Here is a 13,582-nt window from a genome sequence, read left to right as displayed (position 1 = left end):
TCCAGTGTGTCCGTGCGGCGTGTCCATGCGGCGTGAACGTCAAGGTTCATGCCGGTCATGAAGAAACCTTCATTCATTGTCTCAACGATTCTTTATATAACCTAGTCAGACTCGTATTACGGAACATTACGCGTTAATAGAAAGCACCCGGCCACAAAAAAGGGAGCCGCACCGCCGCAGATCAACTGCAACGGTACGGCTCCCTCGGTAGAACCTGCTGAGGTAGCACCTACAGCGGTAGAACCTTACAAACCCTAGATCTCAGGGTTTTTTAGATTCTGTGCCCCTAAATTTCAGGGCTTTCCTTCAGCACACCCGTGCTGTAGCGGTACACGAACGCCGCCATAGCGTCGCGGTGCACCGGCTCCACGGGACGGAACGAACCATCGGGCCAACCGGTGGTCACGCCCTGCTCAGCCAGCCACGAAATCTCGCGGTAGAACTGCTTGTCGGTCGGAACGTCCGTGAAACGAGCCTGCGCGGGGGCAGTGTACTCGGGCGAACCCGCGTAACGGTAGAAGAACGCCGCCATCGCGTCACGGTTCACCGAACCTTCCGGGCGGTACGTACCATCGGGCCAGCCGGTCGTGATGCCCTGAGCCTTCATCCACTCAATCTCCTTGTAGTAGGGGTGGTTGAGCGGAACATCCGAGAAGCTCGGGGTGGACGGTGCGGTGTACTGCGGCGAGCCGCTCATACGGTAGAAGTACGCAGCCATGGTTGCGCGGTCCATGTTGTTCAGCGGGCGGAAGGTGCCGTCCTGGTAGCCGCGGTCAATCTGACGGGCAGCAATCCACGTGATTTCACGGTAGAACTGGTTATCCGCCGGAACGTCGGTGAAACGTGCATCATGGATGGTACGAGCCACCTTCACGACCTGCGCACGGTCGCCAGCGGCAACACCGTTAGCGGTCTTACGGCCGCTCAGGTCACCGGTCGCGTTGTGCATGTGCAGGAACAGAGCCTGACGCTCCTTGTTGTTGTTCTTGCGGTGAACGGTCAGCTGACCGCCGTCACGGTCCACGAACAGGCCGGGCACGCCCGACTCCTCACCGGTGAACCAAACACCGGGGTTGAAGGGGGAGTACTCGATAGCCGAGGTGGTGTCCACGTAGGGGTTGCCATCGTTGTACCAGGTGTCGGTCTGCACCGTGTACTTGATGGTCTGGGCCTTCTCAGCGGTCAGGCCCAGGTCCTTCAGCGGCACACCCAGAATCATGGTGTTGGTGTCCATGATGTTGATGTCGGTGTCGCCCCAGGCGTTGTTCAGCGGGTAGCGAGCCACCACGGTGGATGCGTTACCGGAGATGGACCAGACCTTCACCAGCGGGTAGTCCAGACCCTTCTCGCGGGTCACTTCCAGAACGTAATCTGCGGCGGAGTCGTTGTTCGTATCAATCTGAACCTGTACCTGACGGCCCCAGTGCATGCTGTCCCAAGTGCCCCAGGTCGAAATACCGAAGAACAGAGAACCATCGTTCGGGTTCTTGCCCGCAGCCTTCAACGCCGGAGCGTCCGAGGCGGCACCCACGTACTGCAGGTCAACAGCCTGGTTCGACGGCAGCTTCAGCTGACCGGACGGAATACGGTCACTGACCGCACCCAGCTCAAAGGCACCCAGCAGCGAACGGTAACCGCCCTGGTTCAGGGTCGTACCGCGCAGAGTCACCGTGGACTCCTTATCGGCAATACCCTTGTAATCAATGCGGGACGCATCAACGCGCATCTTCGAGACGGGCTTCGGTGCCACGTGAATCGACTGGCGGATTGCCTCGCGGCCATTCTCAGAGAAAATCAGGCGACCCGAAGCGCTCGCAATGTACTGGCGCTTACCAGCAGCCAGAGTCTTACCGTTCGTCCAGTCCTGAGCAACCTGGTCGGCGCTCATCGCCGGGTCCATGGTCTTCTCCAGCTTGGACGGGTCAATACGCACGGTCACGGTCACGTTCTTACGCTCACCGGCACCCACGCTCACCTGCTGCGGGTAGGAGTACTCCACACCCGGGATGGTCGTGCTTGCCTCGTAGTTCAGAGTGTAGGTGTGAGCCTGCGAATCGGTGTTGTCCAGCACGATTTCACGCTGAACAGTCTGAATACCCGAATCAGGGGTGTACTCCAGCACACCAAACGCGGTCGAAACACGCTCGGGGGTCTTCGCATCGTACGCGATAACCTTCGCGTCCACGGCGGCGCGAGCATTCACCATGCCCGTACCCACACGATCCACCGCGTACTGCGCACCCTGCTCATTCTTAATCGGGGTGGACGCGCCGTTCATCAGCGCAGCCTTAATCATCTGCGGGTTGTAATCCTGATGCGCCTGCATCACCAGGGCGGCAATACCGGCAACATGCGGGGTTGCCATGGAGGTGCCGGTGAAGGACACACCCTTATTACCCATGCCCACAGCGGCAGAGACAATCTCAGTACCCGGCGCCGCAAGGTCAGGCTTAATGAAGCCGTCAGAACCGTGCTGACCGCGAGCGCTCGAAGAATTCAGGTCAAAAGCGTGCGAGTGGGAGCTACGACCCGAAGCCTTGTAGTCCAGGTTCATCTCAACGGTCACCGGACCGGCAGCCAGAGCCTTCTCCAGGTCCTTCGTCGAAGAAGCAGTCAGACGCAGACCCGGAATAGTCGCATTACCACCAATGCCGATGGTGTAACGCTCAGCCTTACCGGCCATCACCACGCCAACACCGCCAGCAGCCTGAACGTTATCGAAACGCACCTTCGAACCGCACGGGAACGACAAATCGTCCTTATCCCAGTCGAAGTAAACCCACTTACCCTTCAGAGCCTTCGCCTCTTCAGCGGTGAACGCCTCGCAAGCGTAACGGTTACGTTCCGGCGCGGCAACAACCTCGCCGCGCAGCTGATCAGCGGTCGCCTTCGAATAATCGAAGTTCACCGAATAATCACCCTGCAACCACTCCAAACCAGTCTTCGTGGTCACGCGGACACGGTCAATCGGCTGAGTCGAACCGTAGGCGTTCGCCACCGACAGTGCGGCAGCCGCATTCGCGGGGCTACCCGAATCAGAGTAGGTGTCACCCACACCGTTGTAGTTATTGGCGTTACCGGCAGCGGCGACAGTGAACACACCCTGGCGCGCCATCGTATTAATCATGTACGACTCAGGGTCGTCAGCCGGGGCGAACTCGCCACCGAGCGACAGGTTCACAATGTCGGCGCGGTCAGAGAAATCACCGTCACCATTCGGGTCCATCACGGTATCAAGCGCCTTCATCACAACACTCGAATTGCCGTAGCAACCGAACACGCGAATCGCCAAAATCTGAGCCTCAGGAGCAGTACCGGGGCCAATGGACATGCCCTTCAGCTGCTCCTCCGTCAGGTTCTTGTAATCGCCACGGTAAGTCGTACCGTTCGCCGTCACACCATAACCGGCGGCAGTACCCGCCACGTGCGTGCCGTGACCGCCAGAACCGAAACCATCCGGGCGGCAATCCAGCGGGTTATTATCCGGCTGCGGAGTCGACTTCTCAGCCACCGACGCATTGTAGTCATCACCGACCAGGTCAATGCCGCCAATGAACTTATTACGATCAATCAGACCCGAATCAGCGGACGGAAGCTCCGTCATCGCCTTAGCCTTCAGGTACGAATCCACCGTACCCGGGCCACCAAAATCAGCGTGCGTATAGTCAACACCGGAGTCAACAACCGCAATCTTCACGCCCTTACCCGTGTACCCCGTATTCTCACGAGTCCACGTAGCAAGAGTCTTCGTATCAATCTCGCTACCGGAGTTCATGCGCTCCTTCGCGATAATCGGCGAAATACGCTCCACATCCGGGCGCTCCGCCAACGCGCGAATCTGCGCAGCGTCACCAGTAATCGCCGCACCACGCATCGCATTATGCGTGGTGTACATCAGCTTCGAACCAGAAGCAGCCGCCACAGACTGAGCCTGCGACTGCACCTGGGCTGCAATAGCCTGCACCTGCGCCTGACGGTTCGCCGGCGCCTCCTTACGTGCCAGAACAGCCGCGGACTGGGTCTGCTCATACGCACCCTTGCCCTTGAACTGCACGTACACGGTGATCTGGCCTTCAGCCTTCTGCAGACCCGGGCTGATACGCGAAGCAGCGTTACCGGATGCGCTCGCAGTATTTCCTTCGACCTGCTGGGGGCTCTGAGCGTGAGCTGCAGAGAAAGTGGCGGGAACGCCGAGAGTCAGGGCAAGAGCCGCACTCAAACCGGTCGCACCGACAGCCTTCATTCTGCGGCGTGGCGCATGAGGCGTTGTCATGGAATCCTCCTTCGGATTATCTGTTTTTCGGTAATGCTGTGTGCTCTGTGGTTGTATATCGGTGATGTGCGGAGGCGGCCCCACCGGCAGACGACGAGTGAGTGCGTCCGCCGGTGAAACCGCCACCAAAACTTGAGAGGTCCCGGGATTTTAAGCCCTGGAGCCTGCCGGTTCCGGGCGCCCCTCCCACCCCATGCAGGGGGCAGGAGGGGACCCGAACTGTTCGCTAACGGTTCACTACCGTCTAGCGGCCGGTCTGGTTAGCAACCTTCTCGGTGTAGCGGTAGATGAACGCCGCCATCGCATCGCGGGCAATGGGGGTTACCGGGCGGTAGGTGCCGTCCGGCCAGCCGGTGCTGATGCCCTTCGAAGCCAGCCACGTGATTTCACGGTAGAACTGGTTATCGGTAGACACGTCACTGAAGTGGCTGGTCGCGGGCAGATCCACGCGCGGGGAACCTGCCGCACGGTAGAAGAACGCAGCCATGGCGTCACGGTTCACCGGTGCGGAGGGGCGGAACGTGCCGTCCGAGTAGCCGGTGGTGATGCCCTGAGCCTTCATCCACTCAATCTCCTTGTAGAAGGGGTGCGTGGTGGGCACATCCTTGAAGCTCGGAGTGGAGGGGGCGGTGAACTGCGGGGAACCCTGCATGCGGTAGAAGAACGCCGCCATTGCGCCACGTTCCACGGACTCCAGCGGGCGGTAGGTGCCGTCCGGGTAGCCGGTGGTGATGCCGCGCTGAGCCAACCAAGAAATCTCGGTGTAGAACTGGTCGGTGTTCTTCACATCGGTGAAGCGGGACGGAGTGATGTACTCGCTCTGCTGCTCCTTGATGTTCAGTACCTCGGCGCGGTTGCCCTTGGCGCCGTTGGTGCCGGAGAGGTCGCCGGTGCCGTTGTGCAGGTGCAGCAGCAGTGCCTTAGCGGGTGCGCCGGATTCGCCGAGTGCGGGGATCGCGTCAGCGGAGCGGTGCGCCATCAGGGTGGTAGTGGAGGCATCCGGGTGGAGGCCAGCCACGGCGGAGGAGTCGCCGCTGAACCACAGCTTGGGGCTGAAGGGGCGGTACTTAATCCAGCCGGTTTCGCTGACGTTACCCCACTCGTACTGGGTGGTTGCGCTGACTCGGTACTGGATGTCCGGGTTGTTTGCGCTAGTCAGGCCCAGGTCCTTGAGGGGCGCACCCATGATGAGGGTGTTGGTGTCCATCATGTTGGTGTCCACATCACCCCAGGCGCCGTTGAGCGGGTAGTAGGCGAGCTCAACGAGGTTGCCGTTCTTGTAGCCGTAGAGGCGAACCAGCGGGTAGTCCAGGCCCTTAGCGCGGTCGGTGACCAGCTTGTAGTCGGCACGGTTGTTGCCGTCGGTGTCGATTTCTACGGTGAAGGTGTTCTCGTAGGAGACAACATCCCAGTTCGCCCAGGTGGAGATACCGAAGCGCAGGGTGCCGTCATCGGCGTTGCCGCCGGCAGCCTTCAGCGCGGGCGCATCCGAGGAAGCACCAACGTACTGCAGGTTAGCCTTAACGTTGCTGTTCAGCGACAGCGAGGTGGGAGCTACACGGTCCACGCTCGCACCGTACTCGAAAGCACCAAGCAGGGAGCGGTAGCCGCCCTGGTTGACCTCAGTGCCGCGCAGCGAAATCTGGGACTTGGTCCAGCCGGTGTCTGCCTTCTGTGCCTCGTCGCTAGAGGGCTTCTGGGTGAAGGTGACAGTGTCTTCGGCAGCGTGCATGGTGCTCACGGGCTTGGGTGCCACGTGGATGGGCAGGCGCAGTGCCTTGGTGCCGTCTTCAGTGAGGACGAGTCGGCCGGATGCGCTCGCAATGTACTGACGGTACTGTGCGGGAACGGTTTCGTTGCCGGTGTAGTAGTCAGTTGCGTTCTGGGTTGCGTCCATTGCCGCGTCGCGGGTCTTCTCCAGCTTGGACGGGTCGATGCGCACGCTCAGTTCGAACTTCTTCGTCTCACCGGGTGCGAGGGTGACCGAGGAAGGGAAGGAATATTCCACGCCGGGAATATTAGTGCTTTCAGCGTAGGACAGTGCGTAGGTATGCGCCACGGAATCGGTGTTCTCGACGGTCACCTCGCGGGTGAGGGTCTGAACGCCAGCATCCGGTGCGTACTCGAGCACGCCGAAGCTCAGGGACACGGTACCGCTCTTGTCGGCGTTGTAGACGAGGGACTTCGACTGCACGGCAGCGAGGGTGTCGACTCGTCCAGCGCCCACGCGGTCCACCGCGTATGCGGCACCGGATTCGGTGCGCACATCGTGGGTGGCGGTGTTCATGAGGGCGGACTTGACCTGTGCGGGGGTGTAGGTCGGGTGGCTCTGCATGACCAGGGCGGCGGAGCCGGTCACGTAGGGTGCCGCCATGGAGGTGCCGCTGAAGGTCACGGAGTTGCTACCGGTCGCAACCGCCGCGGAGGTGATGTACGAGCCGGGTGCCACAATGTCGGGCTTGGTGTAGCCGTAGCTGCCGTGGAAGCCGCGGGCACTCATGGGGTTCAGCTGATCCAGCTTGTCGGTGTCCACGCGCAGGGAGGACTTCAGGTCGTTGCCGAGGCGCACGGTCAGGGGCTTGCCTGCCGCTTCTGCTGCGGTGATTTGTGCGCGCAGGTCCTTAGCGGCGGATGCTGCCAGGCGGAAACCGGGCAGGGTGTCGTTACCGGCAATACCCAGGCCGGGCTCTTCGTCATGGCCTGCAAGCAGTACGCCCTTGGCGCCTGCTGCCTCCAGGTTGTCGAAGCGCACCTTGGAGCCGCAGGTGAGGTCACCGTTAGCTTCAGCCCAGTCGATGAGCACCCACTTGCCCTTTACAGCTGCCGCTTCAGTAGCGCTGAGGGCGTTGCAGGCGTAGCGGTTGTTCTCGGAGATTGCGGTGACTTCACCGGTGAATTCCTTGCTACCTGCCTGTGCCCAGGGGTAGGAGACGCTGTAGTCGCCGCGTACCTTGCGGGTGGTGCCGGTGGTGGGGTCGGTCAGCTCTGCCGCATCGACGGCGCGGGTGGAGCCGTAGGCGTTAGCCACGGTGATTGCGCTGGATGCGGTGGCAGGGTGACCCGAGTTGGAGTAGGTGTCGCCGCGCAGGCTGTAGTCGTTGGCGTTACCCGCGGAGATCACGGAGAGCACGCCGGCGCGGGTGAGCGCGTCAACGGCGTAGGCTTCGGGGTCGTCCTGCGGGGAGAATTCGCCGCCGAGGGACATGTTGACCACGTTCGCGCGGTCGGAGAAGTCGCCGTCACCGTTGGGGTCAAGGGTGCGGTCGAGCGCCTCGATAACGACGTTGGTGCTGCCGCTGCAACCGAAGACGCGGAAGGCGTAGATTTCAGCCTCGGGGGCAACACCGGGGCCGATCTTCATAGTCTTGAGCTGCTCTGCGGTGAGCTTGCTGTAGTCGCCGGTGAAGGTGCTGCCGTCGGCGTTCACGCCGTAGCCTGCCGCGGTGCCCGCCACGTGGGTGCCGTGGCCGCCGGTGGTGCAGTCGAGCGGGTTGCCGTCGGGGGTTGCGGTGTTGGTGCCGTCGTAGGCATCACCAACGAGGTCGTAGCCGCCAGCAACCTTGGTGCGGTTAATCAGGCCGGAGTCTGCGGAGGGCAGCTCGGTGAGCTTGGATGCCTTCTCGTAGTCTTCGAGCTTGCCGCTACCGCCGAAGTCGGTGTGGGTGTAGTCGATACCGGAGTCGATGACGGCGATCTTCACGCCCTTGCCGGTGTATCCGCCCGCGCCGGCAGGGTTGGTGGTGCCGGTCCAGGTGGCGAGGGAGCCTGCGTCAATGGCGGCGCCCGCGTTCTGGCGGTACTTGGGCAGGATGGGTGAGATTTTCTCTACGTCGGAGCGGTTGGCGAGTGCCTTGATGGACTCGGCGTCACCGCGCACTGCCACGCCGCGTACCGCGTTGTGGGTGGTGTAGAGGACCTGTGCGCCGGACTGGCTGCTGACCTGCTGTGCCTGGCTCTGCACCTGGGAGGCGATGGCCTGCACCTGCGAGCTCCGGTTGACGGGTGCCTGCGTGCCAGCGAGTACGCCTGCGGGCTGGGTCTGTTCAAAGGCGCCCTTACCCTTGAAGCGGACGAAGGCGGTGACGGTGCCGCTGGCGTTCTTCATGCTTTCGCTGAGTACCTGCTTGACGGCGTCGGGGTCTTCTGCGGCGTGGGCGGTGGTGCCCAGCGCTGCGAGGGGGCTCAGCGCCATGCTGAGGGTGAGTAGCCCGCTGCCGATTCGGCGTCGGTGCGACCGGCCGCGGGGGTTTGGGGAGGCGGTGTGTTGCACGGTGCTCCTTTGCTTGGCTCCCACAGTGTTGGGGGAGGCTGGTGTGTTTTTTCTGGTGGGTTCTAGATGAACTTGAACACACTAGATGTGAACTAGGATACACCCCAAAATGGCTTGTGAAGCGTTTATTACCTTTACATGCATCAAATTGTGGACATGTTCGGCCCTTTTCTTTTTCACGCTTTTCATTTGCACTCGGATTCAGCTTCTTTTCAGGTTCGATTGTTACCGTAAAACTATCTATTGAACATCTATCAAAAATGCTGGGATATGGAGGGTCGAACCATGGTCAAGCGACGCGTTTCCACTGAGGAATCTGTTTTGCTGATGTCGCCCCAGGTTATTTACGGCCACCCCGGCCCGAGGTTGGAATGCATCCATAGGGGAGAGGTAGAGGGCATCCTCACCGAGTACAGCTCATCCGCCTGGCAGATTGGCGAGGTGGTAGGCTACGCCCCCATGGAGAAGCCCCGCGAAACCTTCAACCCGAAGAGCTTCTTCACTGATTGGAGCGGCTTCACCTGGTACGTGTTGGGTCCGCTGCTGCGGGTGGTGCTCTGGGCAGCTCTCTTTTTCGTGCTGGCGAGCCCGATATTGTTCCGCCTGGGTTTTATTAGGCTGAATTTCGGGGGAGGGAGCGTGGCTATGGAAGAAATGTTCATCTTCTTATTGATACCCTTCTTTTATTTTCCTTCGCTGATTTTGCTTGTGCATATTGCAGGAATCTGCTTCCTGTGTGTCGTCTTGGTGAAGTTTCTGAAAGCTCTTAAAGAAGCCGCCAAGTCGATACGTCTACTCGTTCGACAGCACAAGATTCAGCAGGATTTTCAATTCCGACTGGTATATGAGTGCACCCCGCTCGACGGTAGTTCGCCTGCGACATTGCTGTATGGCACTGATGATGAGGAGGAATCATGACCGACGATAAGAACCAGCCCCTCGATAATCAGCCCGTTTCCCCTCGTCAGCGTGTTTTGAAGGTGGCACCGCAGGTTATTTACGGTCGTCCCGATCCGGGTCTGATGTGCATCCACACGGACGATGTTCAGGGAACTCTCCCCAATGGAGAATCGCCGGAGGAACACGGCGGTGAGCTGGTCGGCTACAGCCCCGTGCCGGTTCCTGACCGCAAGCCGGACACAGGCAGACGCGTGGTGGAGGCGCTGGCGTACCTAGCGTTGGCTATCGTGGCGGATCCTTTCGCCTATATACTGGCAGGTCCTATTCTGGGCGAAGAAACCCTGGAATCTCTTTTTGTGGCATCCCTAGGATTTTTGATACTAAGCATCGGTATTCTTCCGCTGGTACTGTTCATTTTCTCCCTGTGGGCTCTCATCAATTTCTTAGGTGTGATGGTGCAGCTCATCTGGAGGCGTAAGGCCGAGGAGAAACTCACGTTCCGGCTGGTGTACGAGTGTGCCCCGCCCTCTGAAACAAACCAGGAGGGCGACGCTTCGCCTCAGCAAGATGATGGCATCGACCAACCGGTGATGGACCCTGGCCCCCTGCCCACTTCGTCTCAGAAGGGGAATGCGCGGCTTTTGTTCTTTGCCGTTTCCGTCCTGAATCCGTATATTGCGGCGGCGATTCTCTCCATTGCGGGCCTGTTCGGGGCTGGGTCACTCGTCGCAGCTCTCTTTGTGACGGTGAATCAGGTGAGCGCAGGGCTCATGGGGATCCCCGGCATCATCTGGTGTATGGCGTGGATTCTGAGCCTTGTGCGGCTTAACGAATCGGACGAGGCTTAAGCAGATGAGCCCCCGTGTACTGAACACACACTTTAGCAACACAACAGACACGTAACAGCAGACAAGCATTGGAGGAGGTTGCCGTGGCGGAGCATAGCGAAGCACCGAAAAACCCTCAGAACCCGTCCGAGAAGAGTAATGGCGAGTATCAGCCCCTGTGGGATACGGATCAGCCCGCCCCCGATTACTCGGCTTTGTTGCTTCACGGGACGCCGGTTGCCGCGCCGACCGGGGAGATTCCTGAGCCGGTGAAGGAGGTCTTGGCGATACAGAAGGCTCGTTCTGCATCCGCGCCTGCCGATACGGTTGCACCCGCCCCGACAGTGCCCGATTCAGCAGCGCCCGCTCTGTCGGTTTCTGCTCCCGCACCCTCTGCGCAGGCTGCAAACTTTTTCCCGTCGGCGACAGGGCACCCGGTGCTGAACCGACCGCTGTACGGTCGCCCGGGCCCTACGATGCGCCGCATGTCCCCCATGGGCACGGATGCTGGCGCATCTGCACACCGGCAGGTGCCGACCGCTTTTCCTGCCTGGATGGATGAGAAAGTAGTCGGTACTCCGCGACCTATCGGGTATATCTCAGCAACCCCACTTGCGGGCAAGGTGCGCGGATCAGACCTGTGGAAGAAGGCCTGGCCTGAGCTCATTGCCCTCTTCTTCGTGGGTGTGGTGTTTAATCCCCTGACTTATCTTCTGTTGGCTACCGTTACAGGGGACCCTCAGATCGGTGGGTATGTCTTCTACTACTTCTTGATGCTTTCTCTGCTGACGATGGGTCTTCCCATGTTCTTGTGGGGTGGGGCACTGTTTTTTGCGCTAGTCCGAGTTAGCCGAAAGTACCGGGCACTGAAGTGGGAGGCTATGCCGCTTGGGTCGTTCTGGTTCTATCTGGTGTACGACCGTCTGCCCAAGAACGCCGAGGAAATGCAGGAAATCCTGGGGGCAACGTCTTCGATGTCCTCTGTGGCGGCTCCCACTCCTGCGCCGCCGAACGCTCCGAGTCCTACCTCAAGTCCTGCTCCACACTCGGAGGAAGGATCATAGTCGACTTCCTGTGAGTCCTTGGACTCCGGTAGCGCTGAACCCCCGGCGGTGTTAACACTTCAGTGTTAGTGCTTGTCCGGGGGTTTTTCTCAGAGTTCATTCGGCAGGTTTCAAGGGAGCGCCCAGCGCACGCTGGTACGGTGGTGCCACCAGGAGTATGTCTGGTGAGCGAAGGAGACGACCATGACAGACCGCCCCACTGAAAAGATAGAAACCGCAAAGAATGAAGCCGCAAAGAGGGAAACTGCAAAGAAGGAAGAGGCGTACCAGCCCCTCTGGGACACCGAGCAGTCCGTCCCGGAATACATGCTGCTACTCATGGACCAGCAGCCGTCGACAACGGAAGACGCTGAGCCATATGAAGAATCCGATGACGAAGAGCTAGAGCACCCCGACCCGGATTATGAATACGTCTACCCGGGTTCCCCTAAGCGTTACGACTCCGCGCGGAAGGACTCAGAAGACGAACCCGAAGACTCTCACGACGCCGAGGACACCGGCGACACCGACAATATCGAAGAGCCGGAAGACACCTCAGAAGATACTCACGGATCTCACAAGGACGAGGAGGCGAACCACCCGGTAGCACTCGCCTCCACTGAACAGCCTCAGCAAGAGCAGGCTCAGGCTATGCAGAATCAGGCAACGCACGCCTACGGCGAGTACGTTCGGCTGGAACAGCTCGGTCTGCAACCGGGCGCTATTCTGCCGGTCATCCCGGAGCCTTTCTTCGGCATCCCCGACTCGGAACTTATCGAAATGCGCCTGCTGGACCGCTCGCTTGAATCCTCCGCGCCCATGCAGGCGTGCGCTACCCACCTGAACCCGGTCAAGATTGAGGAGAACCCCACTTCACGAGCAGCCGAGCTGCAACCGGTGGGCTACGTCCCCATCAATAATCCGTTGGCTGGCTCCAACATTGAAGAGATCGAAAGTCAGCGCACCTTCTGGAAGACCGTGCTTATTGTCCTACTGATACTGAACCCGTTTGTGCTGGTTCCTTTGGTGAGTATGTTCGATAGTAGCGCCGGCATGTCGATGCTGCTCTTCTTCATCACTATCGGTCTCGGCTCATTTTTTGTGGTGCCAATCCTGTGGATTGTAGGTATTGTTCAGGCGGTGAAGCATAAGAACCGGCTGAGGGAACTCATCCAGAAAACAAAGACGACACATGCCGAATTCTGGTACTACCTGGTGTACAACCGTCTGCCGGACGACTACACGGGCATCAACGGATACACGAAGAAACAGGGTTTTTTCGATGAGTATGAGGCGCTGAAAAGGCAGGAACGCGCAAAGCTACGCGAGTCTGCAGCACAGCATGAGCCTGCAGCACAGCATGAGCCTGCAGCGCAGCGCGAGCCTGCCGCGCTACATAAGCCCGCCGCGCATCCTGGCTCACCCGGTGTAGAGAAACAGGACTAACCTCGGCCAATCCACACCGTATAACGCCATGCCCCTCCACGCACGTAACACCGTGTGGAGGGGCAGGGCGTCTTTTTCTTGTCATATTCGGGTTTCTTCGCCTGTTATCCGGCGAGGGTTAATATTCCATTTACCTTGCCTTGATAGGGTGAAACCATCACGAGCGCTGCGACCTGGCAGAGCGAGGCGGGCACCCGCCGAAAACGGCAAGTTAGCCTGCCGTCGCGCCTCAATGATTAGCCGCACCTCAACAATTAGCTGTATCCACTCATCGATAGATTAAGGAAAAGAACGATGTCCCAGAACCCGAACCCTGAACAGTACAACCAGTACTCCCAGCAGGCACCCTCCTACTCGCAGGCGCCGGGTCAGCAGCCCAACGGTTACGTAGTCTCCTCCAAGGACGACCAGAACATGGCGATGCTCGCGCACCTGGCTTCTGCAATTCTGTCTCTGCTGTCCTTCGCCTCCGCAAGTATTCTCGCGCCGCTGGTCATGTGGTTCATCTACAAGGACAAGCCCGGTTACGGTTTCACTAAGGAAGCATCCCGCCGCGCGTTCAACTTCAACTTCTCCCTGTGGGTCATCAGCATGGCTTCCTGGCTGCTGATTATTCTGACCTTCGGCATCCTGGGCATCATCCTGTGGGTTGTCCCGCTGGTTGTGGCTATCCTGATGGTTATCTTCCACAGCCTGGCTGCTCTGGCCGCAAACCGCGGTGAGCAGTACACCTACCCGATGACCTTCATCGAGATCATCAAGTAGTCTTCATCAGCTCATACCGGTAGCGCCCCCGTCCGAATATCGGATGGGGGCGTCGCCG

At 59.7% G+C, this 13,582-nt stretch carries 7 protein-coding genes; 5 read left to right on the top strand and 2 right to left on the bottom strand.

Annotated features, from left to right (window positions below):
* Positions 1 to 286: 286 nt before the first annotated feature.
* Together ACP3RB_RS07600 and ACP3RB_RS07595 are read right to left on the bottom strand one after the other, a co-directional pair.
* Positions 287 to 4,273 carry a S8 family serine peptidase gene (locus tag ACP3RB_RS07600; RefSeq protein WP_426698947.1) on the bottom strand — a complete coding sequence of 1,329 codons (3,987 nt, stop codon included), beginning with the start codon at positions 4,271 to 4,273 and terminating at the stop codon, positions 287 to 289.
* Between the two features lie 244 nt (positions 4,274 to 4,517).
* Positions 4,518 to 8,465 (bottom strand): S8 family serine peptidase, encoded by a 3,948-nt coding sequence (locus ACP3RB_RS07595; protein WP_426699575.1) that lies wholly within the window; start codon positions 8,463 to 8,465, stop codon positions 4,518 to 4,520.
* Between the two features lie 363 nt (positions 8,466 to 8,828).
* On the opposite strand from ACP3RB_RS07595, the gene ACP3RB_RS07590 reads away from it, so the two are divergent.
* The 5 genes from ACP3RB_RS07590 (at position 8,829) to ACP3RB_RS07570 (ending at position 13,524) form a co-directional block, all read left to right on the top strand.
* Positions 8,829 to 9,461 carry a hypothetical protein gene (locus tag ACP3RB_RS07590; RefSeq protein ID WP_426698946.1) on the top strand — a complete coding sequence of 211 codons (633 nt, stop codon included), beginning with the start codon at positions 8,829 to 8,831 and terminating at the stop codon, positions 9,459 to 9,461.
* Positions 9,458 to 10,291: a type VI secretion protein gene (locus ACP3RB_RS07585; RefSeq protein WP_426698945.1), complete on the top strand. Its 834-nt coding sequence runs from the start codon at positions 9,458 to 9,460 to the stop codon at positions 10,289 to 10,291. Before ACP3RB_RS07590 ends, ACP3RB_RS07585 begins: the two co-directional genes overlap by 4 nt.
* Before the next feature lie 83 nt (positions 10,292 to 10,374).
* Positions 10,375 to 11,334: a magnesium transporter gene (locus ACP3RB_RS07580; RefSeq protein WP_314604937.1), complete on the top strand. Its 960-nt coding sequence runs from the start codon at positions 10,375 to 10,377 to the stop codon at positions 11,332 to 11,334.
* 183 nt (positions 11,335 to 11,517) lie between these two features.
* Positions 11,518 to 12,759, top strand: coding sequence for a pyruvate ferredoxin oxidoreductase (locus ACP3RB_RS07575; RefSeq protein ID WP_314604938.1), 1,242 nt, complete (start codon positions 11,518 to 11,520; stop codon positions 12,757 to 12,759).
* A gap of 294 nt (positions 12,760 to 13,053) precedes the next feature.
* Positions 13,054 to 13,524 carry a DUF4870 domain-containing protein gene (locus ACP3RB_RS07570; RefSeq protein WP_308562829.1) on the top strand — a complete coding sequence of 157 codons (471 nt, stop codon included), beginning with the start codon at positions 13,054 to 13,056 and terminating at the stop codon, positions 13,522 to 13,524.
* The last annotated feature ends 58 nt before the right edge of the window (positions 13,525 to 13,582 follow it).

Source organism: Rothia mucilaginosa, from assembly GCF_049990865.1.
GTDB classification, from domain to species: Bacteria; Actinomycetota; Actinomycetes; order Actinomycetales; family Micrococcaceae; genus Rothia; species Rothia mucilaginosa_I.
Note: the sequence above shows the minus strand (reverse complement) of the source record. Positions and strands in the feature narration are given on the sequence as shown.

Coding starts and splice junctions, on each gene's coding strand:
- ACP3RB_RS07585 (WP_426698945.1), top strand. CDS start 9,458: ATGACCGACGATAAGAACCAGCCCCTCGATAATCAGCCCGTTTCCCCT.
- ACP3RB_RS07600 (WP_426698947.1), bottom strand. CDS start 4,273: ATGACAACGCCTCATGCGCCACGCCGCAGAATGAAGGCTGTCGGTGCG.
- ACP3RB_RS07590 (WP_426698946.1), top strand. CDS start 8,829: ATGGTCAAGCGACGCGTTTCCACTGAGGAATCTGTTTTGCTGATGTCG.
- ACP3RB_RS07570 (WP_308562829.1), top strand. CDS start 13,054: ATGTCCCAGAACCCGAACCCTGAACAGTACAACCAGTACTCCCAGCAG.
- ACP3RB_RS07595 (WP_426699575.1), bottom strand. CDS start 8,465: ATGGCGCTGAGCCCCCTCGCAGCGCTGGGCACCACCGCCCACGCCGCA.
- ACP3RB_RS07575 (WP_314604938.1), top strand. CDS start 11,518: ATGACAGACCGCCCCACTGAAAAGATAGAAACCGCAAAGAATGAAGCC.